Consider the following 24,015-nt stretch of genomic DNA (forward strand, 5'->3'; position numbering starts at 1 on the left):
GTCGACAACGGCCTTACCGCACCAGGCTATTGACGACGCGGTGACTTCGACAGACCGCGCGGCGGGGCGGTTCGGACCGGGTCAGGCCTCACCGTCCACCGAGGCGCGCAACCGTGCGCTCGCCATCCGCATGTGCTCGGCCATGGCGCGGTCCGCGGCCTCGGGATCGCGGGCACGGATGGCCTGGAGCACCGCGTCGTGCTCGCACAGCGTGCCGCTGACCGTCCCCTCGATGTCGCTGACCCGCTCCATCCAGACCTGGAGCAGCGCCCGGATGCTGTGCAGGATGTCGCTGAGCACGGTGTTGCGGGCGATGCGGGCCGTCTCCAGGTGGAAGGCGATGTCGGCGTCGATGAACGCCGTGACGTCCCCGCCCGCGTCGCGCATGTGCCGCAGGTGCTCCTCCAGCCGGGCCACGTCCTCGTCGCTCGCACGTTCCGCCGCCAGCCGGGCCGAGACCCCCTCCATGTAGGTGCGCACCTCGACCAGGTCCTGGGTGCGCCGCTGGCCCAGCATCAGGCCCCAGTTGATCGCGCGCGGCAGGAACTCCGAGGTGCCCTCGCGCACGTAGGACCCGGAGCCGGGGCGGATCTCGATGATCCCGAGGACGTCCAGGGCGGAGAGGGCGCCGCGCACACTGGAGCGGGCGACCCCCAGGGCCTCGGCCAGCTGCCGCTCGGCGGGCAGCCGGGTGCCGGGCCGGATGTCGCCGGCCGAGAGGTGGTCGAGGAGCCGCTTGGCGACCTCGCTGACGGACGACTCGCGCACCACGGGACGCAGCAGCTGCGCGAGGTCGGGCGCGGCGGCGGAGCTGTGCTGATCAGGCTGACTGGTCACGGTCACCAGTCAACCAGATGCCGCGCGTACACGGCTGACCAGGCAGTTCATCACGTTTTCGGGTGTGGTTTGTCAAGGGTTGGGTCATGGGAAGATCTATGACCCTCGCCACACTGGTAAATTGGTGACCAATTTGGTCCCGGAGGCTTAGCGTGAACACGAACCGGTCGGCCGCCCCCGTGGCGGACCACCCGGAGTGACCCACCCCGGACGGAGTTGTCCGGGCGAGCCGAGGAGTCGCCCATGGGTGCCCAAGCGCCATCCGCGGCAGTCGAGAGAACTGCCATCAAGAAGGTCTCAGTCCGCCTCGTGCCGTTCGTGGCGCTGATGTTCTTCGTGAACTACCTGGACCGCACGGCCGTCTCGTTCGCCGAACCGAACGGCATGGGCCAGGACCTCGCCCTGACCGCCGCCCAGTTCGGCTTCGCGTCCGGGATCTTCTTCCTCGGCTACATCGTGCTGGAGGTCCCCAGCAACATGGCCCTGCACCGATTCGGAGCCCGCCGCTGGCTGGCCCGGATCATGGTGACCTGGGGCATCGTCTCCCTGCTCTTCACCTGGGTCGACAGCAGCGGCCAGCTCTACACGCTGCGCTTCCTGCTCGGCGTCGCCGAGGCCGGGTTCTTCCCCGGCGCCATCCTCTTCCTCAGCCAGTGGGTCCCCTCCCGCCACCGCACCAAGATCCTCGGCCTGTTCTACCTCGCCCAGCCGCTGACCACGGTCTTCGGCGCCCCGCTGGCGGGCTGGCTGATCGGCCGGCACGGACTGTTCGGCCTCGAGGGCTGGCGGGTGATGTTCCTGTTCGTCTCGCTGCCCGCGATCGTCCTGGGCGTCGTCGCCTGGTTCTACCTGATCGACAGGCCCGCCGACGCCAAGTGGCTCACCCCCGCCGAGCGCGACTGGCTGACCACCGAACTCGCCGCCGAGAACGCCCACAAGACCGGCCACGAGAGCAAGCACGCCAAGGGTGACCTCAAGAAGGCCTTCGGCAGCGGACGCGTGTGGGTCCTCGCCGCCGTCTACTTCGGCTTCGTCTACGGCCTGTACGCCCTCGCCTTCTTCCTGCCGACGATCATCAACGGCTTCCAGGACCAGTACGACACCACGTTCAGCGTCATGGACAAGGCCTGGATCACCGCCATCCCGTACCTGCCCGCGGCCGTCGTCCTGTTCTTCTGGACCCGGCACGCCACCCGCCACGGCACCCGCACCTGGCACGTGGCCGGACCGGCCGTCGTCGGCGGCGTGTCCATCCCGCTCGCCCTCTACATGGGCTCCCCGACCGCCACGGTCGCCGTCATCACCGTGACCGCGTGCGCCGTCTTCGCCGCGCTCCCGGTGTTCTGGTCGGTGCCCTCCCGCTTCCTGACCGGAGCCGCCGCCGCGGCCGGCATCGCCCTGATCAACACCGCGGGCAACATCGCCGGGTTCGCCTCCAGCTACATCACCGGCTGGCTCAAGGACTGGACCGGCGCCTACTACGTACCGCTCTACCTCGTCGGCTTCTTCATGCTGCTCTCGGCCGCACTGATGATCCTGCTCGCCGCCCGCAACGGCACCGGCGAACCGGCCGCCGCCGAGCACAAGGCCAAGGAGGCCATAGGATGACCCGCCTGTTCAACGACCCCGCGGCCTTCGCCGACGAGGCGCTCGAAGGGTTCGCCGCCGCGCACCGGCGCTGGGTGCGGCCGGTCCCCGGCGGAGTCGTGCGGGCCGCGGCCACCCCGGCCGGCCAGGTCGCCGTGGTCATCGGCGGCGGCTCCGGCCACTACCCCGCCTTCTCCGGCCTGGTCGGCCGCGGACTCGCCCACGGCGCGGCCGTCGGCAACGTCTTCGCCTCGCCCTCCGCCCGGCAGATCCACTCGGTGGCCGAGGCCGCGCACGGCGGCGCCGGAGTCCTGCTGATGTACGGCAACTACGCCGGTGACGTCCTGCACTTCGGACAGGCCGCCGAGCGACTGGCCGCCGACGGCGTCGAGACCCGGACGTTCGCCGTCGCCGACGACATCTCCAGCGCGGCCCCCGACGAGTCCGCCAAGCGGCGCGGCATAGCCGGCGACCTGCCCGTCTTCAAGGCAGCCGCCGCAGCGGCCGAACAGGGACTGCCCCTTGAGCAGGTACTGCGCGTCGCCGAACGGGCCGGCGCCCGCACCCGCTCCTTCGGCATCGCCTTCTCCGGCTGCACCCTGCCCGGCGCCGACCGCCCCCTGTTCACCGTCCCCGAGGCCCGCATGGCCGTCGGCCTCGGCATCCACGGCGAGCCGGGCATCGGCGAGGAGGCCCTGCCCACCGCCGACGAGGCGGCCGGGCTGCTGGTCGGGACCCTGCTGAAGGAACTCCCCGAGGACGTCACGGGCCCGGAGGGACAGCGCGCCGCCGTGATCCTCAACGGCCTCGGCTCGGTCAAGTACGAGGAACTGTTCGTCGTCTACCGCAGGGTCGCGGCGCTCCTCGGCGAGGCCGGAGTGGAGATCGTCGACCCCGAGGTCGGCGAACTGGTCACCAGCTTCGACATGGCCGGCGTCTCGCTCACCCTGACCTGGCTGGACGACCGGCTGGAGGAGCTGTGGCGGGCCCCGGCCGACACACCCGCCTACCGCAAGGGCGCCCTCGGCGTCCCGCGGCCGGACCAGGACCGGGACCCGGCCCCCGTAACGGCCGCCGTCCAGGACGACGCCGTACCCCCCGCCTCCGACGCCTCCCGCGAGGCCGCCGCCACCGTCCTGGCCGCGCTGGACGCGGTGGCCCGCGTCGTCGACACCCACGCCGGCGAACTCGGCCGCATCGACGCGGTGGCCGGCGACGGCGACCACGGCATCGGCATGCGGCGCGGCTCCACCGCCGCCCGGCGGGCCGCCACCGACGCCCACGGGCTCGGCGCGGGCGCCGGCACCGTCCTCACCCGGGCCGCCGACGCCTGGGCCGACAAGGCGGGCGGCACCTCCGGCGCCCTGTGGGGCACGATCCTGCGCTCGCTCGGCACGGCCCTCGGCGACCGGGACGCCCCGGACGCCCGACGGATCGCCGAGGGCGTCGCGGAGGCCTCCGCCGCCGTACGCAGGCTGGGCGGGGCCGAGGTCGGCGACAAGACCATGGTCGACGTCCTGGTCCCCTTCGCCGACGCGCTCAGGGCCGCCACGGCCGACGGCCTGCCGCTGACCGACGCCTGGGACCGCGCCGCGGCCACCGCCACCGGGGCCGCCGCCGCGACCGCGGAGCTGCTGCCCCGCCGCGGCCGGGCCCGACCGCACGCCGAGAAGTCCCTCGGCACCCCCGACGCGGGCGCCCACTCACTCGCCCTGATCACCCGCGCCGTCCACGGCGCACTGCTCAACCACTGAGGAAAGCCGCCATGACCGACAAGCTCCGCATCGTCGTCGGCTCCGACGACGCCGGCCACCAGTACAAGGAAGCCCTCAAGCAGGACCTGCGCGCCAGCGCCCTGGTCGCCGAGGTCACCGACGTCGGCGTCGACGCCGACGGCCACACCGCCTACCCCAAGGTGGCCATCGCCGCCGCCGAGATGGTCGCCCGGGGCGAGGCCGACCGCGCCCTGCTGGTGTGCGGCACCGGCCTGGGCGTCGCCATCGCCGCCAACAAGGTCAAGGGCATCAGGGCCGTCACCGCCCACGACTCCTTCTCCGTCGAGCGGGCGGTCCTCTCCAACAACGCGCAGGTCCTCACCTTCGGCCAGCGCGTCGTCGGCCTGGAACTCGCCCGCCGCCTGGCCGGCGAGTGGCTCACCTACCGCTTCGACGAGAGCTCGGCGTCGGCCGCCAAGGTCCAGCTGATGAGCGACTACGAGACCGCCGACGACGGGCGCGCCCACGAGGAGGACGCCGCCGGCGAGAGCGCGGCCGGCGACGGGGCGGCCGCCTGATGCCCGCCGCCGCACCGTCACCCGTGCTGCTGGGGGTGAGCCTCAAGATGTACTTCGGCCACCACCAGACGCTCAACTGGTCCCGCAGGATCGCGGCCCTCGCCGAACGCCACCCCGCCGTCACCACCGGCGCCGCCCGCCTCTTCGTCCTGCCCGCCTTCCCCGCCCTCGTCCCCGCCACCGGCATCCTCGCCCCCTACGGCGTCGCCCTCGGCGCCCAGGACATCGCCACCGAGGACAGCGGCCCCTACACCGGCGAGGTCGGCGGCCCCCTCCTCAAGGAGATCGGCTGCCGCTACGCCGAGGTCGGCCACGCCGAACGCCGCCGCCTGTACGGCGAGGGCGACACCGTCGTCGCCGCCAAGACCGCCGCGGCCCTGCGCAACGGCCTCACCCCCGTCCTGTGCGTGGGCGAACGCGACGAGGCCGACCCGGCCGACGCCGCGGCCCGCACGGTCGCCGAGGCGGAGCGGCTGCTCGCCGGCCTGGAGGGCGCGGTCGTCCTCGCCTACGAGCCGCAGTGGGCCATCGGTGCCCCCGGGCCCGCCTCCGCCGCCCACATCGCGACCGTCTGCACCGCACTGCGCGGCTGGCTCGACTCCCGGCCCCGGCACGCCGGTTCCACCGTCATCTACGGCGGCAGCGCGGGCCCCGGCCTGCTCACCCGCCTGGGCGGCACCGCCGGGGGCCTCTTCCTCGGCCGCTTCGCCCACGACCCGGCGAACGTCGAGGAGATCCTCGACGAGATCCGCTCCCCGGCCACGACCCCGGCGGCGGTGGCGTGATGGCGTACGGCATCAGCACCTACGCGTACTTCTGGCGCCTCTCCTCCCGCGCACCCGAGCCGATGTCCCTGCCCGACATGCTCCGCGACACGGCGGAGCTGGGCGGCGAGGTCTTCCAGATCTGCGACTACGCGCCGATCGAGTCCTACGACCGCGCACGCCTCGCCGACCTCCGCGCCACCGCCGACGGCCTCGGCCTGACCCTGGAACTCGGCACCCGCGGCGTCCGCCCCGAGCACCTGCTGAAGTACCTCGGCATCGCGGGCGAACTCGGCGTGAGCCTGGTCCGCTCCATGCTCAACACGGGCGACCACCGGCCGGACCCTGCCGAGGCGGTGACCCTCCTGAAGGAGGCCGTGCCCCGCTGCGCCGACGCGGGCGTCACCCTCGGTCTGGAGACCTACGAACAGGTCGCCACCGACGACCTCGTGAACGTCGTACGCGCCGTCGACGACCCGCACCTCGGCATCGTCCTCGACCCCGGCAACAGCGTCGCCCGGCTCGAACGGCCCGCCGACGTCGTGGCCGCCACCGCGCCCCACGTGGTCAACATCCACGTCAAGGACTTCGCCTTCACCCGCCGCGACGGCTGGGTCGGCTTCACCTACGCCGGCTGCCCGCTGGGCGAGGGCCTTCTCGACTACGACGCGATGATCGCCGCCGTACGTCCCGAGGAGCGCGGCGTCAACCAGATCGTGGAGCACTGGCTCCCGTGGCAGGACGAGGGCTACGACGCCACCGCCCGGCTCGAACACCAGTGGACGCGACACAGCATCAACACCCTCCTGAGGAGCGAGTAATGGCCACCGAGATCCAGACCCGGGCCGACGTCAAGACCGTCGCCGTCATCGGGGCCGCCGGCAAGATGGGCCAGCGTGTCTCCGACAACCTGGTCGAGAGCGACTTCCGGGTGCTCTTCAGCGAGGCGTCGCCCAGGGGGCAGGAGCTGATCCGCGGCCTGGGCCGCGAACTGACCGAGTCCGAGGACGCCGCCGCCGAGGCCGACGTCGTGATCCTCGCCGTGCCCGACGTGGTCCTCGGCAGGGTCTCCGAGGAACTGGTGCCGCTCATGAAGCCGGGCACCGTCGTCCTCACCCTCGACCCGGCCGCCGCCTACGCCGGTCTGCTCTTCGCCCGCGACGACATCCACTACGCCTGCGCCCACCCCTGCCACCCCTCGGTGTTCCTGGAGCGCACCACCAAGGAGGAGTGGCAGGACACCTTCGGCGGCATCGCCGCCCCGCAGGAGGTCGTCGCCGCCTACGAGGGCGGGGACGCCGCCAAGCGGGAACTCGCCGACTCCGTCGTCCGCGTCATGTACGCCCCGGTCGTCGACGTCCACTGGGTCACCGTCAAGCAGCTCGCCGTGCTGGAGCCGACCCTCGTGGAGACCATCGCGTGCATGGTCGGCGCCCTGCTGACCGAGGCCCTGCACGAGACCGTCCACACCGTCGGCGTCCCCGAGAAGGCCGCTCGCGCGATGCTGCTCGGCCACACCCAGGTGGCCCTCGCCAACACGCTGAAGGGCTCGAACCCGTTCTCGGACGCCTGCCTGATCGCCATGGACTACGGCCGTGAGTCCATCGTCCGCGAGGACTGGAAGAAGGTCTTCGACGACGAGGAGCTGGACAAGGTCATCACGCGCATGCTGAAGATCAAGGAGATCAAGCGCTGAACCACCCCACGGGCGACGCCGGAGACCGCACGGGCCTCCGGCGTCGTCGCGTGCGCTCAGGCGCGGGTGTCGAACTCGCCCCGCACACCGAGCAGTTCGGACAGGTCCGAGCCGACCGCCAGCTCGCGCGGCGCCGCGCCCCGCCGGAACAGCCGCGCGTCGCGCTCACCGCCGAGCACGGCCCGTACGCCCTCGACCCGCAGCCAGGAACCCTCCCGCAGCCCCAGCACGGGCACGTCGTTCTCCTCCAGGAACTCCCCGAGCCGCTCCTCGCGGGTCTCGCCCTTGTGCGTCGAGCCGGGGTCCGGGTCGAGGTAGTGCGGATTGATCTGGAACGGGACAAGACCCAGCGTCTCGAAGGACGGCGGCTCGACGATCGGCATGTCGTTGGTGGTGCGCAGCGAGGGCGCCGCCATGTTGGTCCCGGCGCTGGCACCCATGTACGGCAGCCCCCCGGTCACGGCCTTGACCAGCGCCTCCCGCAGCCCCGTGCGGTACAGCGCGGCAAGCAGCCGGAAGGAGTTGCCGCCGCCGACGAACACCGCGTCCGCCTCGCCGAGCCGCGCGAGCGGGTCACCGCCCTCGTGCACGCCCCGCACCTCGATCCCGGCGCCGGTGAGCGCGCCCCGGACCCGGGCGGTGTAGGCGTCGTGGTCGGCGAGCGCGTACGGCACGAAGGCGAGCCGGGCCCCGGCGGGCAGGAAGCCGGTCACGGTGTCGAGCGCGTGTTCCAGGTAGCCGCGGCCGTGCTGGGTGGAGTTGGACAGGAGCAGGAGATTCACGGGGGCGGTCCTCGCAGACGGTGGATCGTGGATCAGTGGGTCAGGCGGTGGGCGACGTGCGCGGCGAACGCGGCCGCCGGTGGTGCTGGGGCGGATGCGTCAGGCGCTGCTCCAGCAGCCGGACGGCGCGGCGCAGCACATCGAGGCGGTCCTCGGGCCCCTCGGGGAAGCGCTCCTTGGCGGCGCCGAGACTGAGGCTGCCGTAGGGCTCCGCGCCGAGGAACACCGGCATCGCGACCGTGCCGATGCCGGCGTCGTACTCGCCGACCGTCCAGGCGTGGCCCTGCGCGCGGACGGTGCGGAACTCGCGCTCCAGCTGGTCGGGGTCGGTGACCGTGCGCTCGGTGAAGCGCGCCATCGGGCGGCCACGGAAGAGCCGGTGGCGCTGCTCGTCGGGCAGGAAGGCGTAGAACGACTTGCTGGTGGCGCCCGCGTGCGCCGGGTACAGCTCGCCGACCAGCGGGTAGTAGCGCAGCGGCCCCTCCTCGCCCTCGACGGCCGCGACACAGCGCATGTGGAAGCTGTCGGGCAGGCAGAAGAGCACCGTGTCGCCGGTCGCGGCCCGCAGCTCCTGCAGCACCGGTTCCGCGAGCAGCTCCAGCGAGCCCGACCGCTCCCACAGGCGGCCCAGGCGCAGCGCGGCGGGGCCGATCCGGTAGCGGCGGGTCGCGGGGTCGGAGACCAGGAAGCCGCGGCCCGCGAGGGTGGACAGCAGGCGCTGGGCGACCGAGGTGTCCCAGTCGAACTCTGCGGCGATCTCGGTGACGCCCCAGTCCGGCCGGGTGCGCTCGAACGCCAGCAGCACCAGCAGGGCGCGGTCGACGGTCTGCAGCGCCCCGGCCGGCGTCCTGCGGTCCACGGGCTCAGCGGGGCGACCGGCCATGACGGCTCCTCTCACTCACGCGCATCTCACCATTCAGACCCGTATTGCAGATAACGGGAAACAGTTGCGGACAACGCTAGCCGATCCCGAACCTGCTGTGAGCACCGCCCCCGGTGCGGATCAGGAGAACTGCCCATGTTGAAGTACGTCCTGGACCTCGTGGATCTGCTCGACGATCCCGACGTCGACGGCAAGCGCGTCGCCGCCCACCTGGACTCCGTGGCGGGCCCCGAGGGCTCCGGCGCCGAGGTCACCACCGTCACCGGCGAGCGCGGCTCGACGGACTTCGTGCTCGTGCGGATACCGGGCCGGGCGGGCCGTACCAGCGGTGGCTCCGCGCGGACGCTCGGCGTGGTGGGGCGGCTCGGCGGCGTCGGGGCGCGCCCGGAGGCCGTCGGCCTGGTCTCCGACGCGGACGGCGCGGTCGCGGCGCTCGCCACCGCCGCCAAGCTGCTCGACATGCGCCGCCGGGGCGACGTGCTCGACGGCGACGTGATCGTGGCCACGCACATCTGCCCGAACGCCCCGACCGCGCCGCACGACCCGGTGCCGTTCATGGACTCGCCCGTCGACATCGCGACCATGAACCGGCACGAGGTCACCGGCGAGATGGAGGCCGTGCTCTCCGTCGACACCACCAAGGGCAACCGGATCATCAACCACAAGGGCCTCGCCCTGTCACCCACCGTCAAGGAGGGCTGGGTGCTCAAGGTGAGCGAGCGGCTCGGCGAGCTGCTGGCAGTGGTCACCGGTGAGCCCTTGGTCACGTACCCGGTGACCACCCAGGACATCACCCCGTACGGTAACGGTGTACACCACATCAATTCGATCCTGCAGCCGGCCACGGCGACGGCCGCACCGGTGGTCGGACTCGCGATCACCTCCGCGGCGGCGGTGCCCGGCTGTCAGACGGGTGCGAGCCACGAGACCGACATCGCGGCCGCCGCCCGGTTCGCCGTCGAGACCGCGAAGGCCTACGGCGGCGGACTGCTCGACTTCCACGACGACCAGGAGTTCGACGCCCTCGTGTCCCGCTACGGCTCGCTGACCCGGCTGCAGACCCTCGGCCGCGAACCCGGAGGGTCGTGATCATGACCACGCACAAGAACCCCGCCGGAGAGGCCGCCACCCGGGAAGCGGCCACCGGAGCCGTGGGCAGCGACGACTACGCGCTCTCCCGCGTCCCGCGCGACAAGCGGCTCGGCTTCTGGACCATGCTGCTGCAGTGGCTCGCGCAGTCCGGCTCCATCTCGCAGTTCACCCTCGGCGCCACCATCGGCGTCGGCATGACCTTCGGCGACGCGTTCCTCGCGTTCACCCTCGGCGCGGTGATCCTGGAGGTCGTGATCTTCGCGATCGGCCTCGCCGGCATGCGCGAGGGCCTGGCCACCCCGCTGCTCACCCGCTGGGCGGGCTTCGGGCGCAACGGCTCGGCGCTGGTCAGCCTGGTCATCTCGGTCAGCCTCGTCGGCTGGTTCGGGGTGCAGAACACCATCTTCGGCGACAGCGTGTCCGCGCTCGTCGGCGGTCCGTCCTGGCTGTGGTGCACGGCCGCCGGTGTCGGCATCACCGTGCTGGTCATCTTCGGCTTCAAGTACATGGCCGTCTTCGCGAAGATCGTCACGCCGCTGTTCTTCGCCATGGTCGCCTGGTCGGTCACCGACGCGCTGAGCGACCACTCCTTCTCCGAGCTGATCCACTCCCCGGCACCCGGCGAGACCATCCCGCTCGCCGTCGCCGCGACCGCCATCGCGGGCGGCTTCATGACCGGCGCGATCGTCTCCCCGGAGATGACCCGCTACAACCGCAGGGGCAGCCACGTCTTCCTGCAGAGCGCCTCGTCGATGATCCTCTCCGAGTACATCGTCGGCCTGACCGGCGTCCTGCTCGGCCACATGGTCGGCAGCGGCCAGGTCTCCCAGATCGTCCTCTCCACCTCCGGCGTCTTCGGTGTGCTCGTCGTCCTGATGTCCACCGCGAAGATCAACGACTGGAACCTGTACGGCTCCTCGCTCGGCGTCGTCAACTTCTTCCAGGTCGTCTTCGGCAAGCGCGTGCACCGCGGCGCGGTCACCATCGTCCTCGGCATCGCGGGCACCCTGCTCTCCGCGATCGGCATGATGACCCACTTCACCGACTTCCTGTCCGTGCTGGGCGTCGCCATCCCGCCGGTGGGCGGCATCATCGTCGCCGAGTACTGGGTGGTGCGCCGCATGCGGGCGCCGCTCGACGCCACCCGCGACGCGGAGACCCTGCCGGCCACCTCGCCGACCTGGGTGCCGATGTCCCTGGTCATCTGGGCGGTCGCCTTCTGCGTCGGCAAGTTCTACGACGGCGGCATCCCCGCCCTGAACTCCCTGCTGACCGCCTTCGTCCTCTACTGCGCCCTCGGCCTCGCCGGCTGGATCAGGACGTACGGCACCACCGCCCTGGACGACACCACCGAACCCACCCCGGCCGCCTCCGGCACGGCCACCGTAGGAGCACCGTGAGCACCACCGTCCCCGCCCTCGTCCCGGCCTCCGAACAGGCACAGCGGGAGGTCGGCGACCTCTGCGCGGAGCTGATCCGCTTCGACACCTCCAACCCCACCAGCGACGAGCGCGCCTGCGCCGACTGGGTCGTGGCCCGCCTCGCCGAGGCCGGCATCGCCTCCGAACTGGTGGAGAGCGCCCCGGGCCGTGCCAACGTCGTCGCGCGCATCCCGGGCGCCGATCCGGCCCGCGGCGCCCTGCTGGTCCACGGCCACCTGGACGTCGTACCGGCCGACGCCGCCGAGTGGCGGGTGCCGCCGTTCTCCGGGGAGATCCACGACGGCTACCTGTGGGGCCGCGGCGCCATCGACATGAAGGACACGGTGGCCGTGATGCTCGCCACCGCCCGGCACTTCGCCCGCACCGGCACCCGGCCCGCCCGCGAGATCGTCCTCGCCTTCCTCGCCGACGAGGAGGCCGGCGGCAAGTTCGGCGCCCACTGGCTGGTCGAGCACCGGCCCGACCTGTTCGCCGGCGTCACCGAGGCGATCGGCGAGGGCGGCGGCTTCAGCTACGCCCTCGACGACACCCGGCGCCTCTACCCGATCGAGAACGCCCAGCGCGGCATGGCCTGGATGGAACTGACGGCCGCCGGACGCGCCGGGCACGGCTCCTCCCCGAACGACGAGAACGCCGTCACCGACCTCGCCGAGTCCCTCACCCGCATCGGACGCCACACCTTCCCCGTCCGGCTGATCGAACCGGTGCGCGCCCTGCTCGCCGAGGCCGCCCGCCTCCAGGGCGTCGACCTCGACCTCGACGCCGAGGACCTGGACGCGGAGCTGGCCAAGCTGGGCCATGTGGCCGACTTCATGCAGGTCGTGCTGCGCAACTCGGCCAACCCCACCATGTTCACGGCCGGCTACCAGACCAACGTCATCCCCGGCCGGGCCACCGCCCGCGTCGACGGCCGCTTCCTGCCGGGCCACGAGCAGGAGCTGATCGACACCGTCGACGCCCTGCTGCTGCCCTCGGTGTCCCGGGAGTGGGTCAACCACGACATCGCGATGGAGACCTCCTTCGACGGCCCGCTCGTCGACGCCATGTGCGCCGCCGTGCGCGCCGAGGACCCCGACGGCCACCCGGTGCCGTACTGCAACCCGGGCGGCACCGACGCCAAGGCCTTCACCAAGCTGGACATCCGCTGCTTCGGCTTCAAGGGGCTGAAGCTGCCCCACGACCTGGACTACGGCCGGCTCTTCCACGGCGTCGACGAGCGGGTGCCGCTGGAGGGCCTGCGCTTCGGCGTACGGGTGATGACCCGGCTGTGGCAGGAGTGCTGACCGGCACGGCCGCGGGAATGCCCCGGCCGCCGTCCGTGTTGTGCGGCGTGACTGACATGCGCGGGACAGAACGGCAGCCCGCGCCGCGGTCGGAAGGAGCACCATGGCACGCAGCACCGCACGCCCGGTCGTCAGGCTGAAGTCGACCGCCGGGACCGGCGTCACCTACGTCACCCGCAAGAACCGCCTCAACGATCCCGACCGGCTCGTCCTGCGCAAGTACGACCCGGTGGCGGGGGAGCACGTGCCGTTCCGCGAGGAACGCTGAACGGCGCCGAGGAGCAGGAGGAGGCAGTCGTGAAGGTCCGCAACTCACTGCGCGCCCTCAAGGCCAGGCCCGGCGCCCAGGTGGTGCGCCGCCGGGGCGTGACCTACGTGATCAACAAGAAGGACCCGCGCTTCAAGGCCCGTCAGGGCTGAGGGGGTGCGCGCTTCCCGGCCCGGCCCCTGCCCGACAGGGGGGCCGGGCCGAGGCGTGTCCGTGCGCGTACGCAGGCGGGCCGGGATCAGTCCGTCACGTCGACGCCGTACCCCCGGGCGAGGGCGCCGAGGTCGTGGTCGTAGCCCTGGCCGACGGCGCGCAGCCGCCAGCTCTCCCCGCGCCGGTAGAGCTCCGCCAGGAGCATCGTGCGCTCGGTGGTGGCGGCGTCCAGGGTGGCCTGGGCGAGGGCGGCCGCGCTGGTGCCGGGCCCCGAGACGATGTGCAGGGCGCCCACGTCGCCGAAGGCCGGGGAGCCGTCGATCGCGGCGGCGACGACGACCTTGCGGGCCGAGGGCGGCAGCGAGGCGAGGTCCACGCTGACGGTCTGCTCGGTCGGGCCGTCGCTCAGCAGCCGCACCGTGCCGCCCGGGTTCTCCGGGGCGCCGTAGAAGACGAAGTCCTCGTCGAAGGAGACCTGCTCGTCCTCGTCCAGCACGAACGCCACCACGTCGATCTCGCACGCCGTCTGCTGGGCCCAGGAGGCGGTGACGGTCCAGCGATCCGCCGGGCCCCGCCCCTTCGGCAGGGGGAGGTCGACGACGCCGCCGCGCGGCAGCACATGGGCGGCCGCGCGGTTGCCGCCCGCCCCGGACGCCTCCGTGACCACCGGTGCGGCCAGCCACGGGGCGTCGTGGACGGGCAGGAGCAGCGCGGTGATCCGGGCCAGCCGGCGGTCGGCGTGGCCGCCGTCGAGGACGACCACGTCGGTGACGCCCGCGGACAGGTTGACGGCGGCGGCCCCGCCGAGTGCGACGACGCGGGTGCGGGCGGCGACCGCCTCGGGGTGGGTGCCGCCGAGCACCAGGACCCGGCGCCCGGAGAGCGGCCCGCGCGGCTTGGCGGCACGCTTCCCGCCGGGATGCGGACCGGCGGCGGCCGCGCCCGGCACCGGTGTGCGCGGCGTCGGTACGGCCGGCAGCGCGGGGGAGGGCGCGGACCCCGGGACCGGCCCGCGACCGGGGGCCGGGGTCCCTACGGGGTCCGGGGTCCGTACGGGGTCCGGTGCCGGACCGGCCTCCGGCACCGGTACGGAATGCGGGACCTGCGCGGGTCCGGGGGCCGCCGTCCCCTCGTGCGAGGTGCCGGGGCGGACATCGTCCAGCAGCCGCAGGAAGGCCGGCTCGTCGATCACCGGGACGCCCTCGGCGCGTGCCCGGCGCGCCTTGGCCGAGTCCGCGGCGGAGTCGTTGGTCACCAGGGCGCTGGTGTGTCTGCTGACCGAGCCCACCATGTTGAGCCCCGCCGCGGCACCCCGCAGCACCAGGTCCGTCCGTTCGGTCCGGGTCTCCCCGGTGACGGCGACCTTCATGCCCTGCACCAGCGGACCGCCCGGGGCGAGCCGCCCCGGGTTGCGGAAGGCGCACGGTGTCTTGGGCGGCTTCGGCGCGAACTGCGGGTCCTGCCGCGGCGGGCAGGCCACCAGGGGCAGCGGCAGGTCCAGTCGCGCCGCCTGACGCAGCGAGGCGCGCAGCACCCCCGCCAGGACCCGCGTGTCGTCCAGCGCGTCGTGCGCCTTGAGCTGCGGCACACCGTAGTGAGCGGCGAGCGTGCCGAGCCTCAGGTCGTCCGTCGGCGGGTCGACGCGCCGGTTCAGGGCCAGGGTGCACAGCCGCCTGGCCACCGGCAGCCGCAGCCGGGCCCGCGCGAACTCGTGGGCGAGGAAGTCGTAGTCGAACTGGGCGTTGTGGGCGACCAGCACTCGGCCGTCCAGCAGAGCGCCGATCCGCCCGGCCACCTGGCCGAAGGCCGGTGCCCCGCGCAGCCGTTCGGCCGTCAGACCGTGCACATGCACCGGCCCCGGGTCGCAGCCCGGGTCCAGCAGGGTCGAGAACTCCCCGGTCTGCTCGCCGTCCGGGCCCAGTGTCACCACGGCAACGGACAGCACCCGGTCGCGGCGCGGTACGAGACCGGAGGTCTCCACGTCGACCAGCGCCCATTCGAAGGCGTAGTCACGCAGGTCGGACGGATCGGAGGGGGCGGGCGCGAGAGACATGGAGGAAGGATGGAGGTATATCCACATCTCCTTCAACTCGAACGACCATTGATCCCGTTTTGCGGCGTCCCCGACCCGCGTCGCTCGACGCTCCGGGCCTCCTGACACACTGCTGGGCGAGCCACCCGCCCAGGCACCAGGAGGAGTTCGTCGTGACCGAGCAGCCGCTGGACCGCGTCGCCCGGATCGAGCGCCGGTTCAACACGCTCTTCGCGGAGTACTTCGACACGCTGGGCCGGACCCTGGACGCCCCGTCCTTCAGCCGCTTCACCCCGGAGTGCGTCGGGTTGCTGCGCGACCTGTCGCTGCGCGGCGGCAAGCGGATGCGGGTGGTGCTGCTGCACGAGGCCGCGCGCCTGGTGACCGCCGACCCGGTCGAGGGGCTGGACGCCGCGGCGCTGAGCGTCGAACTCCTGCAGACCCACGGCCTGGTGCACGACGACCTCATCGACGACAGCGCCACCCGCCGGGGCGGCCCCACCACGTACTACGCCTACCGGGAGCGCTTCCCCGAGCACCCGCGGGCGGCGCTCGGCCTCACCGTGCTCGCGGGCGACCTCGCGCTCGCCCTGAGCCTGCGGGTGCTGCTGGACGCCGGACTGCCGGCCGGGATGCGGCAGGCGATGGTCGAGGTCCAGACGCGGGCGGCGGCCGACACCTTCGTGGGCCAGATCGTCGACCTGGAACGGGACTTCGCCGGCACGGTGCCGGACGCGGACGTGCTGCACGACGTCGCCGACCACAAGACGGCCCGTTACTCGGTGCTGGCGCCGATGCGTCTGGGCCTCCTGGCGGCAGGCGTCGAACCGGGTGCCCACGAGGACGAGCTGCGCCGGTACGCGAGGCTGGTCGGCATCTGCGGGCAGATGCGCGACGACTGGCTGGACCTGTTCGGCGACGAGGAGACCCTGGGCAAGCCGACGGGCGGCGACGTCCGCGAGGGAAGGCGCAGTTACGCCGTGGCCCGGCTGCTGACCACGGCCACGGGCCCGGAGCGGGCCACGCTGGAGGCCGTCCTCGGGGACCCCGCCTGCACCCCGGAGGCCGTCGCAGAGATCCGGAGGATCGGCGAACGCAACGGTGTGGCGGACCTGTTGCAGGCCGACATGCGGCGGCACGCGGACCGGGCCCGCCTGGTGGCCGAGGGCTGGCGCGGCCGGTGGCGGGCGGAGGCCGTCGACTTCTTCGCCCGGGTGCCGGTGTGGAGCGTCGAACGGTCCCGCTGAACCGGCGTGTCAAGGGCGCGGCACCGGGCCGGCCCGCCCGCCCCGCCCGTTGTCAGTGGCTGCCCCTACGGTTTCAGGCAGTGGGACCCGCGGACACGCCGCGGGACCGACCGGGGAGAGGTCTGCCATGTCGAGGACGTACCTGGAGCTGTCGCAGGACGACGGGAGCGCGCACAAGTTCTACGAAGTCACCGTCCAGGGACAGACCGTGTCGGTGCGCTACGGCCGGATCGGCGCCGCCGGGCAGACCCAGACGTCGGCCTTCCCCACCGTCCAGAAGGCCGAGGCCGCCGCGGCCAGGAAGATAGGCGAGAAGATCCGCAAGGGCTACGAACCCGCCGTGCAGGGACAGCGCGCGCCCCGCGCCGTCACCCGCCGGCAGGTGGCCTCGGCACCCTCCACGGCCCGCGCGGTCGCACCGGTCCTGTGGCGGTTCCGCACCGGCTCCGCGGCGTTCGGCATCCACATCGACGAGGACCAGTGCTGGGTGGGCAACCAGGCGGGCGACGTCTACACCCTCGCCCACGGCGGCGAGGTCCTCGCCCGCTACCAGCTGCCGGACGGCGTCAAGTGCCTGGTCGCCGACGACTTCTGGATCTACGCGGGCTGCGACGACGGCCGGGTCTACGACCTGTCGTCCAAACTGCCCTTCGCCGCCTACGACATCGCCGCCGACGTGGACATCTTCTGGCTCGACATCCACGAGGGAGTGCTCAACGTCGCGGACCGCGCCGGGCGGCTGACCGTCATCGACCACGAGGACGAGCACCAGTGGTCGCGCGGCGGGCGCGGTGAGCACGCCTGGATGGTGCGCGCCGACGACCGCGCGGTCTACCACGGCCACACCCGCGGTGTGACGGCCCACGCCCCCGACGGCGGCACCGAGTTGTGGCACACGCCCACCCAGGGGGCCGTGCTCTTCGGCTGGCAGGAGGACGACGCGGTCTACGCGGGGACCTCGCGCCACACCGTTCAGCGGATGTCCAAGGCGACCGGTGCCGCCGAGGCGACGTACCACTGCGACAGCCCGGTCTACTCGTGCGCCACCTCGCCCGGCGGCCGGTTCGTCTTCGCCGGGGACTCGGCGTCCTCGGTGTACTGCTTCGACCGGGACGGCACCCGCCTGTGGAAGCTCGGCACGGGCGGCGGCTCCGCACTGTCCATGCAGTACCGCGACGAGCGGCTCTTCCTCGTCACCACGGACGGTTCCCTGGTGTGCGTGGACGCGAGCGAGACGGCGGTCGCCGCGGCCCAGCAGGGCTCGGTGCCCGTCGCCCGCGACGTCAAGCTCGCGGCCACCCTGCCGACGTACGCGCCGGCCACCGCGGCCGCCGCCGTCGCGACCGTGACTGCGGCGCCCGCGGGCTCGGTGGTGGTCGAGTGCGTCCAGGAGCACGGCCGCACCCGGATCCACGTGGTGTCGCAGGGGTACGACCACTCGTGGAACGTCCAGTTCCCGAGGGCGATCAGGGAGCCCGGCGCGCGGTACGTGGTCGACTCGCTGCACGCCGCGTCGGGCGGCTTCTACCGGGTGCGCGGGGACATCAGGCGCCTGCGGTGAACGCCGCCGGCGGTGTCAGGCGATGGAGGCCGCGACGACGGCGGACACCGCGAGGTTGCAGGACGCCGTCACCCACACGGCCGGGTGCGGCTCCGGCTCGACCAGCGTCGCGCCCAGCCGCCCCGGCGTGATCAGGTCGACCACCAGGAAGGCCACGGCCATCATCACGAGACCCAGCAGCCCGAACACGGCCGTGGACACCAGGCCCTTGCCGAAGTCCTCGTACGTCGTCCATATGGAGGTGAAGACGATGCCGCCGATGCCGAGCAGCGCGGAACTGAGCACCAGGGCGGCGTTGCGGTTGCGCTGCTCCCAGATCTGCCGGCCGAGCTTCCCGGGCGTCAGCACGTCCACGAGGACGATGCCGAGGACCAGGAGGACCAGACCCAGGCCGCCGTAGGCGGCGGCCCGGCCGAGTCCGTTGACGATGTCGCTCATGGCGTTGCCGGCTCCGTAGCGTGAGAGATCACGAGCGTGGGGAGCGCGAGTGATCGTGGTCAAGGCGCTGCAAAATGTAGCGCACCCGCCGGCTCGCTCAAGAGGCGGTCCGCAGCGCGCGGTTGCGGCGCACGGACGACCAGAACGAGGCACCGATCAGGACCACGCCGACGAGGCCGGTGATGATCTCGTTGATCTGGTACTGGATGGTGACCAGCAGGATGACGGACAGGGCGCCGATGGCGTAGTGGGCGCCGTGCTCCAGGTAGACGTAGTCGTCGAGGGTGCCCTGGCGGACCAGGTAGACCGTGAGGGACCGGACGTACATGGCGCCGATGCCGAGGCCCAGCGCCATCAGGACGATGTCGTTCGTGATGGCGAAGGCGCCGATGACCCCGTCGAAGGAGAAGGAGGCGTCCAGGACCTCCAGGTAGAGGAACATGAAGAACGCGGCCTTGCCCGCCAGCTTGACCGGTGTGTCCCGTCGCCCCGACCGCTGTGCCGCCTCCTGCGCCTCGTGCTCGCGTTCCTCCTCGTTCTCCAGCCGCTGCTCGAAGAAGCCGGAGAGACCGCCGACCACCATGTAGGTGATCAGACCGGCGATGCCCGCGAGCAGTACGGTCTCCGCCTTGTCGGCGTGCGTGCCGCCGTGCTGATGGGCGTGGGCGCCGAAGGTGGTCGCGGAGACCAGCAGCACGACCAGGGCGATGCAGACCGACAGCATGTCGACGCTGCCCAGCTTGGCCAGCGGACGCTCCAGCCACCCCAGCCACTTGATGTCCCGGTCCTCGAAGACGAAGTCGAGGAAGATCATCAGAAGGAACATGCCACCGAAGGCCGCGATCGACGGATGCGCGTCCGTCACCAGCTCCTGATAGCGGTCCTTGTCGGTGAGCGCCAGGTGCACCGCGTTCCACGGACCCAGCCGGGCACTGATCGCCACGATCAGCACCGGGAAGACCAGCCGCATCCCGAACACCGCGATCACGATGCCGACGGTGAGGAAGATCCCCTGCCAGAAGGCGTTCATCTTCTTCAGGATCCCGGCGTTGATCACCGCGTTGTCGAAGGACAGCGAGATCTCCAGGACGGAGAGGATGGCCACGATGCCGAGGGCGGTCCAGCCGTCGTAGAGCACGCCCGCGGCCAGACCGAGGGCGGTGACGACAAAGGCCCAGCGGAACGTCTTCAAGAGCACCGGCAACTCATTCCTGTCGTCGCACTGTACGGGGTGGCATCCCATGCCAGTGCCCGCCACACACGTTGTCTACCACGTTCGTCCCGAGGCACCCGGACGGGCGTTCCGGACGACGCCGGGAGCGGGAACCCTCCCGAGTGGAGTGGCTCGTTTCCTTGAGTCGTTCGTGTTCCAGGGAGTAGGTTCCCCGCCATGACGGCATCCCGGAACTCCCGGAATCCGGCCACCGCCGACGAGCTGCGCCGGGCGGGACTGCGGGTGACCGCCGCCCGCCTCGCGCTGCTCGAGACCGTCCGGGAGGGCGGCCATCTGGACGCCGGGGCCCTGGCCTCCACAGTCCGCCGACGCGTGGGGCACGTCTCCCTCCAGGCCGTGTACGACGCCCTGCACGCCCTCACCGCGGCCCGGCTCGTGCGCCGTGTCGAACCGCCCGGCGGCCCTGCGCGGTTCGAGGGCCGGGTCGGTGACAACCACCACCACGTCCTGTGCCGGTCCTGCGGCGCCCTCGCCGACGTCGACTGCGCCGTCGGCGACGCGCCCTGCCTGACCGCCTGTGACGACCACGGCTTCGTGATAGACGAGGCCGAGGTCATCTACCGGGGCCTGTGCCCCGGCTGCTCCATCCCCGGCAGTTCCCCAGCACCGTGATCCGCCCCGTTCGGAAGGATTCCCATGTCCGAGAACCACGATGCCATCGTGACCGACGCGAAGGCCGAGGAGACGGGTGGTTGCCCGGTCGCCCACGGACGCGCCCCGCACCCCACGCAGGGCGGCGGAAACCGTCAGTGGTGGCCGGAGCGGCTCAACCTGAAGATCCTCGCCAAGAACCCCGCCGTCGCCAACCCGCTGGGTGAGGAGTTCGACTACGCGGAGGCCTTCAACGCCCTCGACCTGGCGGCCGTGAAACGGGACATCGCCGAGGTGCTGACCACCTCGCAGGACTGGTGGCCCGCCGACTTCGGCAACTACGGCCCGCTGATGATCCGCATGGCCTGGCACAGCGCCGGTACCTACCGCATCAGCGACGGCCGCGGCGGCGCCGGCGCCGGCCAGCAGCGCTTCGCCCCGCTCAACAGCTGGCCCGACAACGGCAACCTCGACAAGGCCCGCCGCCTGCTGTGGCCGGTCAAGAAGAAGTACGGCCAGAACCTCTCCTGGGCCGACCTGCTCGTCCTCACCGGGAACGTGGCGCTGGAGACGATGGGCTTGGAGACCTTCGGCTTCGCCGGCGGCCGCGCCGACGTGTGGGAGGCCGAGGAGGACGTCTACTGGGGCCCCGAGACCACCTGGCTCGACGACCGGCGCTACACCGGCGACCGCGAGCTGGAGAACCCGCTCGGCGCCGTCCAGATGGGCCTGATCTACGTCAACCCGGAGGGCCCGAACGGCAATCCGGACCCGATCGCCGCCGCCCGCGACATCCGCGAGACCTTCCGCCGCATGGCGATGAACGACGAGGAGACCGTCGCGCTGATCGCCGGCGGACACACCTTCGGCAAGACCCACGGCGCCGGTCCGGCCGACGCGGTCGGCGACGACCCCGAGGCAGCCGGCATGGAGCAGCAGGGCCTCGGCTGGAAGAGCAGCCACGGCACGGGCAAGGGCGGCGACGCCATCACCTCCGGCCTGGAGGTCACCTGGACCAGCACGCCGACCCAGTGGGGCAACGGCTTCTTCAAGAACCTCTTCGAGTACGAGTACGAGCTGGAGCAGAGCCCGGCCGGCGCCAACCAGTGGGTGGCCAAGGACGCCCCCGAGATCATCCCCGACGCGCACGACCCGGCGAAGAAGCACCGCCCCAGGATGCTCACCACCGACCTGTCGCTGCGCCTCGACCCGATCTACGGGCCGATCTCCCGCCGGTTCTACGAGAACCCGGAGGAATTCGCGGACGCCTTCGCACGCGCCTGGTTCAAGCTGACCCACCGCGACATGGGCCCCAAGTCCCTGTACCTCGGCCCGGAGGTCCCCGAGGAGACCCTCATCTGGCAGGACCCGCTGCCCGAGCCCGAGGGCGAGGCCATCGACGCCGAGGACATCGCGACCCTCAAGACCAAGCTCCTCGAGTCCGGCCTGTCGGTGTCACAGCTGGTCACCACCGCGTGGGCCTCGGCGTCCACCTTCCGCGGCAGCGACAAGCGCGGCGGCGCCAACGGCGCCCGCATCCGCCTGGAGCCCCAGCGCGGCTGGGAGGTCAACGAGCCCGACGAACTGGCCCAGGTGCTGCGCGTGCTGGAAGGCGTCCAGCGGGAGTTCAACTCCGGCTCCGGCGCCAGGAAGGTCTCCCTGGCCGACCTGATCGTCCTCGGCGGCTCGGCCGCGGTCGAGAAGGCCGCCAAGGAAGCCGGCTTCCCGGTGGAGGTCCCCTTCGCCGCGGGCCGTGTGGACGCGACCGAGGAGCACACCGACGCCGAGTCCTTCGAGGCCCTCGAGCCGACCGCCGACGGCTTCCGCAACTACCTCGGCAAGGGCAACCGGCTGCCGGCCGAGTTCCTCCTCCTCGACCGGGCCAACCTGCTCACCCTGAGCGCGCCCGAGATGACCGTCCTGGTCGGTGGCCTGCGCGTGCTGGGCGCGGGCCACCGGCAGTCCCAGCTCGGCTTGTTCACCCGGACGCCCGGCTCGCTGACCAACGACTTCTTCGTCAACCTGCTCGACCTCGGCACCACGTGGAAGGCGACGTCCGAGGACCAGACCACGTTCGAGGGCCGCGACGCCGCCACGGGCGAGGTCAAGTGGGCCGGCAGCCGTGCCGACCTGGTCTTCGGCTCGAACGCCGAACTGCGGGCGCTCGCCGAGGTCTACGCGAGCGACGACGCCAAGGAGAAGTTCGTGCACGACTTCGTCGCCGCCTGGGTCAAGGTCATGAACCTCGACCTCTTCGACCTGGCCTGATCCGCCTCGTCCGTCCCACGGCCGCAGGGCCGGCCGGAACCGGCACCAGCCGCCGGTTCCGGCCGGCCCCGCGGCGGGTGCGGGGCGAATTCGGGTGGCCCCGGGCGGCACACGGTGCTGGGATGGCCCGATGCTCAGTGATGCGCCGACGGCCGTCGACCGCGGGCGGTACCAGGACACCGTCACCCCCTGGGAGGAACCGGCCTGGCGCGCCGGGGCACTCGACTGGGTGCGGGCCGGGCTCACCTCCCACGGCCTGCGGCCCACGGGAAGGTGGCGGGTGCGGCTGCGCCCCTGGTCCGTGCTGCTGCGGCTGGACGTGGAAGGACGGGAAGCGGTCTGGTTCAAGGCGAACCCGCCGGCCAGTGCCTTCGAGGGCGCGTTGACTGCGGCCCTGGCCCGCTGGGTCCCCGGGCACGTGCTGCGGCCGTTGGCGGTGGACACCGACCGGGGCTGGTCGCTGCTGCCCGACGGGGGACCGCTCTTCCGGGACGTCCTCGCACGGGAGACGGCCGCTCTGGGCGTCTGGGAGGAACTCGTGCGCCAGTACGGGGCCGTGCAGCACGCCCTGACCCCGCACGCGAGCGACGTCGAAGGCCTGGGCGTGCCCGCCGTGCCCGTGGGCGCGCTGCCCGGCCTCCTCGACCGGCTCGACGACACGCCGCTGCCGCCGCACGACCGGAACGCGCTGCGGGAACTGCGCCCCCGCCTGCTCGACTGGTGCGCGGAACTCGCCGCCCTGGGCGTCCCCGACTCCCTCGACCACGCGGACCTGCACGACGGCCAGGTGTTCCACCCCGCGCCCGGCAGATTCACCTTCTTCGACTGGGGCGACGCCGTCGTGGCCCATCCCTTCGCCGGCCTCGTCGTCCCCGCCCGCCGGGCCGTCGAGCACCACGGACCGCAGGTGCTGCCGCGCCTGCGCGACGCCTACCTCGAGCCCTGGACGGGCGCCGGCCGTTCGACGGCCCAACTGCGGCGCGCGGTGAGCCTCGCCTGGCGGCTCAGCGCCCTGAACCGCGCCGCCGCCTACCGCAGGCTCTTCCCCACCGCGTCCGGCGCCGCCGGTGCCGAGACGGCCGCGGCGGGCGCCCGCTGCCTCCTCGAACTGCTGGAGGAACCGCCGTTCTGACCGAGGCCCCGCTCCTCGGCGCGCGGACCGTTGTCAGTGGCGGATGCGAGGCTTCACCTCATGGATGAGGTGGAGTTCATGCGCGGCAGGGTCTACGGCGCCGACCACGACAACCCCGGCCCGCGCGCCGGACGCGTCTACGCGCATCTGGTGGGCGGCCCCCTGGACGGCCTGCTGCTGGACGTCACGGACCTCACGGAACGCGAGCGCGGGCGCGGGGTGGCACTGGCGACCGAGATAGGCCGCTACGGCCCGGGCGGCCGGGCCTCCTACACCCCGAGGCCGGGCGACGCGCGCCGCTTCGACTGGCGGGGCGACGTGCCCTGATCCGGCACCACTCCCGGCCCGGCGCCCGGCCGTGCGCGTACCCGGTACCGCGTCCCGTCGCCGCCGGTCACCAATCCGGGGTGCCCCGCGGCCCCGGATTACCGG

General features: G+C 72.5%; 23 protein-coding genes. 17 read left to right on the forward strand and 6 right to left on the reverse strand.

Annotated elements, in window-relative coordinates:
• Nucleotides 1-81: 81 nt before the first annotated feature.
• On the reverse strand, nucleotides 82-843 hold the full coding sequence (locus ACIQFU_RS07275; RefSeq protein ID WP_402549652.1) for a FadR/GntR family transcriptional regulator: 762 nt from the start codon (nucleotides 841-843) through the stop codon (nucleotides 82-84).
• Nucleotides 844-1,080: 237 nt separating this feature from the next.
• Between ACIQFU_RS07275 and ACIQFU_RS07280 the strand changes: the two genes are divergently transcribed.
• The 6 genes from ACIQFU_RS07280 to ACIQFU_RS07305 are packed head-to-tail and all read left to right on the forward strand — an operon-like array spanning nucleotide 1,081 to nucleotide 7,177.
• A complete protein-coding gene (locus tag ACIQFU_RS07280) occupies nucleotides 1,081-2,445 on the forward strand; it encodes an MFS transporter (RefSeq protein WP_402549654.1) in 1,365 nt (454 codons plus the stop codon).
• On the forward strand, nucleotides 2,442-4,178 hold the full coding sequence (locus ACIQFU_RS07285; RefSeq protein WP_402549656.1) for a dihydroxyacetone kinase family protein: 1,737 nt from the start codon (nucleotides 2,442-2,444) through the stop codon (nucleotides 4,176-4,178). Before ACIQFU_RS07280 ends, ACIQFU_RS07285 begins: the two co-directional genes overlap by 4 nt.
• A gap of 11 nt (nucleotides 4,179-4,189) precedes the next feature.
• Nucleotides 4,190-4,717, forward strand: a complete 528-nt coding sequence (locus ACIQFU_RS07290; RefSeq protein WP_402549658.1) for a ribose-5-phosphate isomerase — start codon at nucleotides 4,190-4,192, stop codon at nucleotides 4,715-4,717.
• Complete coding sequence (locus ACIQFU_RS07295; RefSeq protein WP_402549660.1) at nucleotides 4,717-5,502, forward strand: triose-phosphate isomerase; 786 nt, start codon at nucleotides 4,717-4,719, stop codon at nucleotides 5,500-5,502. The genes ACIQFU_RS07290 and ACIQFU_RS07295 overlap by 1 nt, the downstream gene beginning before the upstream one ends.
• Nucleotides 5,502-6,302, forward strand: a complete 801-nt coding sequence (locus tag ACIQFU_RS07300; RefSeq protein WP_402549662.1) for a sugar phosphate isomerase/epimerase family protein — start codon at nucleotides 5,502-5,504, stop codon at nucleotides 6,300-6,302. Before ACIQFU_RS07295 ends, ACIQFU_RS07300 begins: the two co-directional genes overlap by 1 nt.
• The gene (locus ACIQFU_RS07305; RefSeq protein WP_402549664.1) at nucleotides 6,302-7,177 is read left to right on the forward strand and encodes a phosphogluconate dehydrogenase C-terminal domain-containing protein; all 876 of its coding nucleotides are present in this window, start codon (nucleotides 6,302-6,304) and stop codon (nucleotides 7,175-7,177) included. Before ACIQFU_RS07300 ends, ACIQFU_RS07305 begins: the two co-directional genes overlap by 1 nt.
• A 56-nt stretch (nucleotides 7,178-7,233) precedes the next feature.
• Here the strand turns inward: ACIQFU_RS07305 and pepE are convergent, their stop codons facing one another.
• Together pepE and ACIQFU_RS07315 are read right to left on the reverse strand one after the other, a co-directional pair.
• Nucleotides 7,234-7,959 carry a dipeptidase PepE gene (gene pepE / locus ACIQFU_RS07310; protein WP_402549666.1) on the reverse strand — a complete coding sequence of 242 codons (726 nt, stop codon included), beginning with the start codon at nucleotides 7,957-7,959 and terminating at the stop codon, nucleotides 7,234-7,236.
• Nucleotides 7,960-7,999: 40 nt separating this feature from the next.
• A complete protein-coding gene (locus tag ACIQFU_RS07315; protein WP_402549667.1) occupies nucleotides 8,000-8,842 on the reverse strand; it encodes an IclR family transcriptional regulator in 843 nt (280 codons plus the stop codon).
• A 135-nt stretch (nucleotides 8,843-8,977) separates the two neighbouring features.
• On the opposite strand from ACIQFU_RS07315, the gene ACIQFU_RS07320 reads away from it, so the two are divergent.
• From ACIQFU_RS07320 to ykgO, 5 genes are all read left to right on the forward strand, one after another.
• Nucleotides 8,978-9,931, forward strand: a complete 954-nt coding sequence (locus tag ACIQFU_RS07320; protein WP_402549668.1) for a DUF1177 domain-containing protein — start codon at nucleotides 8,978-8,980, stop codon at nucleotides 9,929-9,931.
• 2 nt (nucleotides 9,932-9,933) lie between these two features.
• Nucleotides 9,934-11,334, forward strand: coding sequence for a cytosine permease (locus ACIQFU_RS07325; RefSeq protein ID WP_402549670.1), 1,401 nt, complete (start codon nucleotides 9,934-9,936; stop codon nucleotides 11,332-11,334).
• Nucleotides 11,331-12,659 (forward strand): M20/M25/M40 family metallo-hydrolase, encoded by a 1,329-nt coding sequence (locus tag ACIQFU_RS07330; protein WP_402549671.1) that lies wholly within the window; start codon nucleotides 11,331-11,333, stop codon nucleotides 12,657-12,659. Before ACIQFU_RS07325 ends, ACIQFU_RS07330 begins: the two co-directional genes overlap by 4 nt.
• Nucleotides 12,660-12,762: 103 nt before the next feature.
• Entirely contained in the window at nucleotides 12,763-12,927 is a 165-nt protein-coding gene (gene rpmG / locus ACIQFU_RS07335) for a 50S ribosomal protein L33 (RefSeq protein ID WP_019330754.1), read from the forward strand.
• Nucleotides 12,928-12,956: 29 nt separating this feature from the next.
• Nucleotides 12,957-13,079 (forward strand): type B 50S ribosomal protein L36, encoded by a 123-nt coding sequence (gene ykgO, locus ACIQFU_RS07340; RefSeq protein WP_003978293.1) that lies wholly within the window; start codon nucleotides 12,957-12,959, stop codon nucleotides 13,077-13,079.
• Nucleotides 13,080-13,165: 86 nt separating this feature from the next.
• Here ykgO and ACIQFU_RS07345 read toward each other — a convergent pair whose 3' ends face one another.
• Nucleotides 13,166-15,133, reverse strand: a complete 1,968-nt coding sequence (locus ACIQFU_RS07345) for a TerD family protein (RefSeq protein ID WP_402549673.1) — start codon at nucleotides 15,131-15,133, stop codon at nucleotides 13,166-13,168.
• Nucleotides 15,134-15,285: 152 nt separating this feature from the next.
• Between ACIQFU_RS07345 and ACIQFU_RS07350 the strand changes: the two genes are divergently transcribed.
• Together ACIQFU_RS07350 and ACIQFU_RS07355 are read left to right on the forward strand one after the other, a co-directional pair.
• Nucleotides 15,286-16,359 carry a polyprenyl synthetase family protein gene (locus ACIQFU_RS07350; protein ID WP_402549674.1) on the forward strand — a complete coding sequence of 358 codons (1,074 nt, stop codon included), beginning with the start codon at nucleotides 15,286-15,288 and terminating at the stop codon, nucleotides 16,357-16,359.
• A gap of 127 nt (nucleotides 16,360-16,486) precedes the next feature.
• Nucleotides 16,487-17,920 (forward strand): WGR domain-containing protein, encoded by a 1,434-nt coding sequence (locus tag ACIQFU_RS07355; RefSeq protein WP_402549675.1) that lies wholly within the window; start codon nucleotides 16,487-16,489, stop codon nucleotides 17,918-17,920.
• A 15-nt stretch (nucleotides 17,921-17,935) separates the two neighbouring features.
• On the opposite strand, the gene ACIQFU_RS07360 is transcribed toward ACIQFU_RS07355, so the two are convergent.
• The gene (locus tag ACIQFU_RS07360; RefSeq protein ID WP_402549677.1) at nucleotides 17,936-18,358 is read right to left on the reverse strand and encodes a DUF350 domain-containing protein; all 423 of its coding nucleotides are present in this window, start codon (nucleotides 18,356-18,358) and stop codon (nucleotides 17,936-17,938) included.
• 97 nt (nucleotides 18,359-18,455) lie between these two features.
• Nucleotides 18,456-19,556 (reverse strand): DUF475 domain-containing protein, encoded by a 1,101-nt coding sequence (locus tag ACIQFU_RS07365; RefSeq protein ID WP_402549678.1) that lies wholly within the window; start codon nucleotides 19,554-19,556, stop codon nucleotides 18,456-18,458.
• Nucleotides 19,557-19,748: 192 nt separating this feature from the next.
• On the opposite strand from ACIQFU_RS07365, the gene ACIQFU_RS07370 reads away from it, so the two are divergent.
• The 4 genes from ACIQFU_RS07370 (at nucleotide 19,749) to ACIQFU_RS07385 (ending at nucleotide 23,910) form a co-directional block, all read left to right on the forward strand.
• On the forward strand, nucleotides 19,749-20,204 hold the full coding sequence (locus ACIQFU_RS07370) for a Fur family transcriptional regulator (protein WP_402549680.1): 456 nt from the start codon (nucleotides 19,749-19,751) through the stop codon (nucleotides 20,202-20,204).
• 24 nt (nucleotides 20,205-20,228) lie between these two features.
• Nucleotides 20,229-22,451, forward strand: coding sequence for a catalase/peroxidase HPI (gene katG / locus ACIQFU_RS07375; RefSeq protein ID WP_402549681.1), 2,223 nt, complete (start codon nucleotides 20,229-20,231; stop codon nucleotides 22,449-22,451).
• A 130-nt stretch (nucleotides 22,452-22,581) separates the two neighbouring features.
• Nucleotides 22,582-23,583, forward strand: a complete 1,002-nt coding sequence (locus tag ACIQFU_RS07380) for an aminoglycoside phosphotransferase family protein (protein WP_402549683.1) — start codon at nucleotides 22,582-22,584, stop codon at nucleotides 23,581-23,583.
• A 60-nt stretch (nucleotides 23,584-23,643) separates the two neighbouring features.
• Nucleotides 23,644-23,910 carry a hypothetical protein gene (locus ACIQFU_RS07385; RefSeq protein ID WP_402549685.1) on the forward strand — a complete coding sequence of 89 codons (267 nt, stop codon included), beginning with the start codon at nucleotides 23,644-23,646 and terminating at the stop codon, nucleotides 23,908-23,910.
• Nucleotides 23,911-24,015: the final 105 nt, after the last annotated feature.

This window comes from Streptomyces sp. NPDC093065 (assembly GCF_044754585.1).
Taxonomy (GTDB): Bacteria; Actinomycetota; Actinomycetes; order Streptomycetales; family Streptomycetaceae; genus Streptomyces.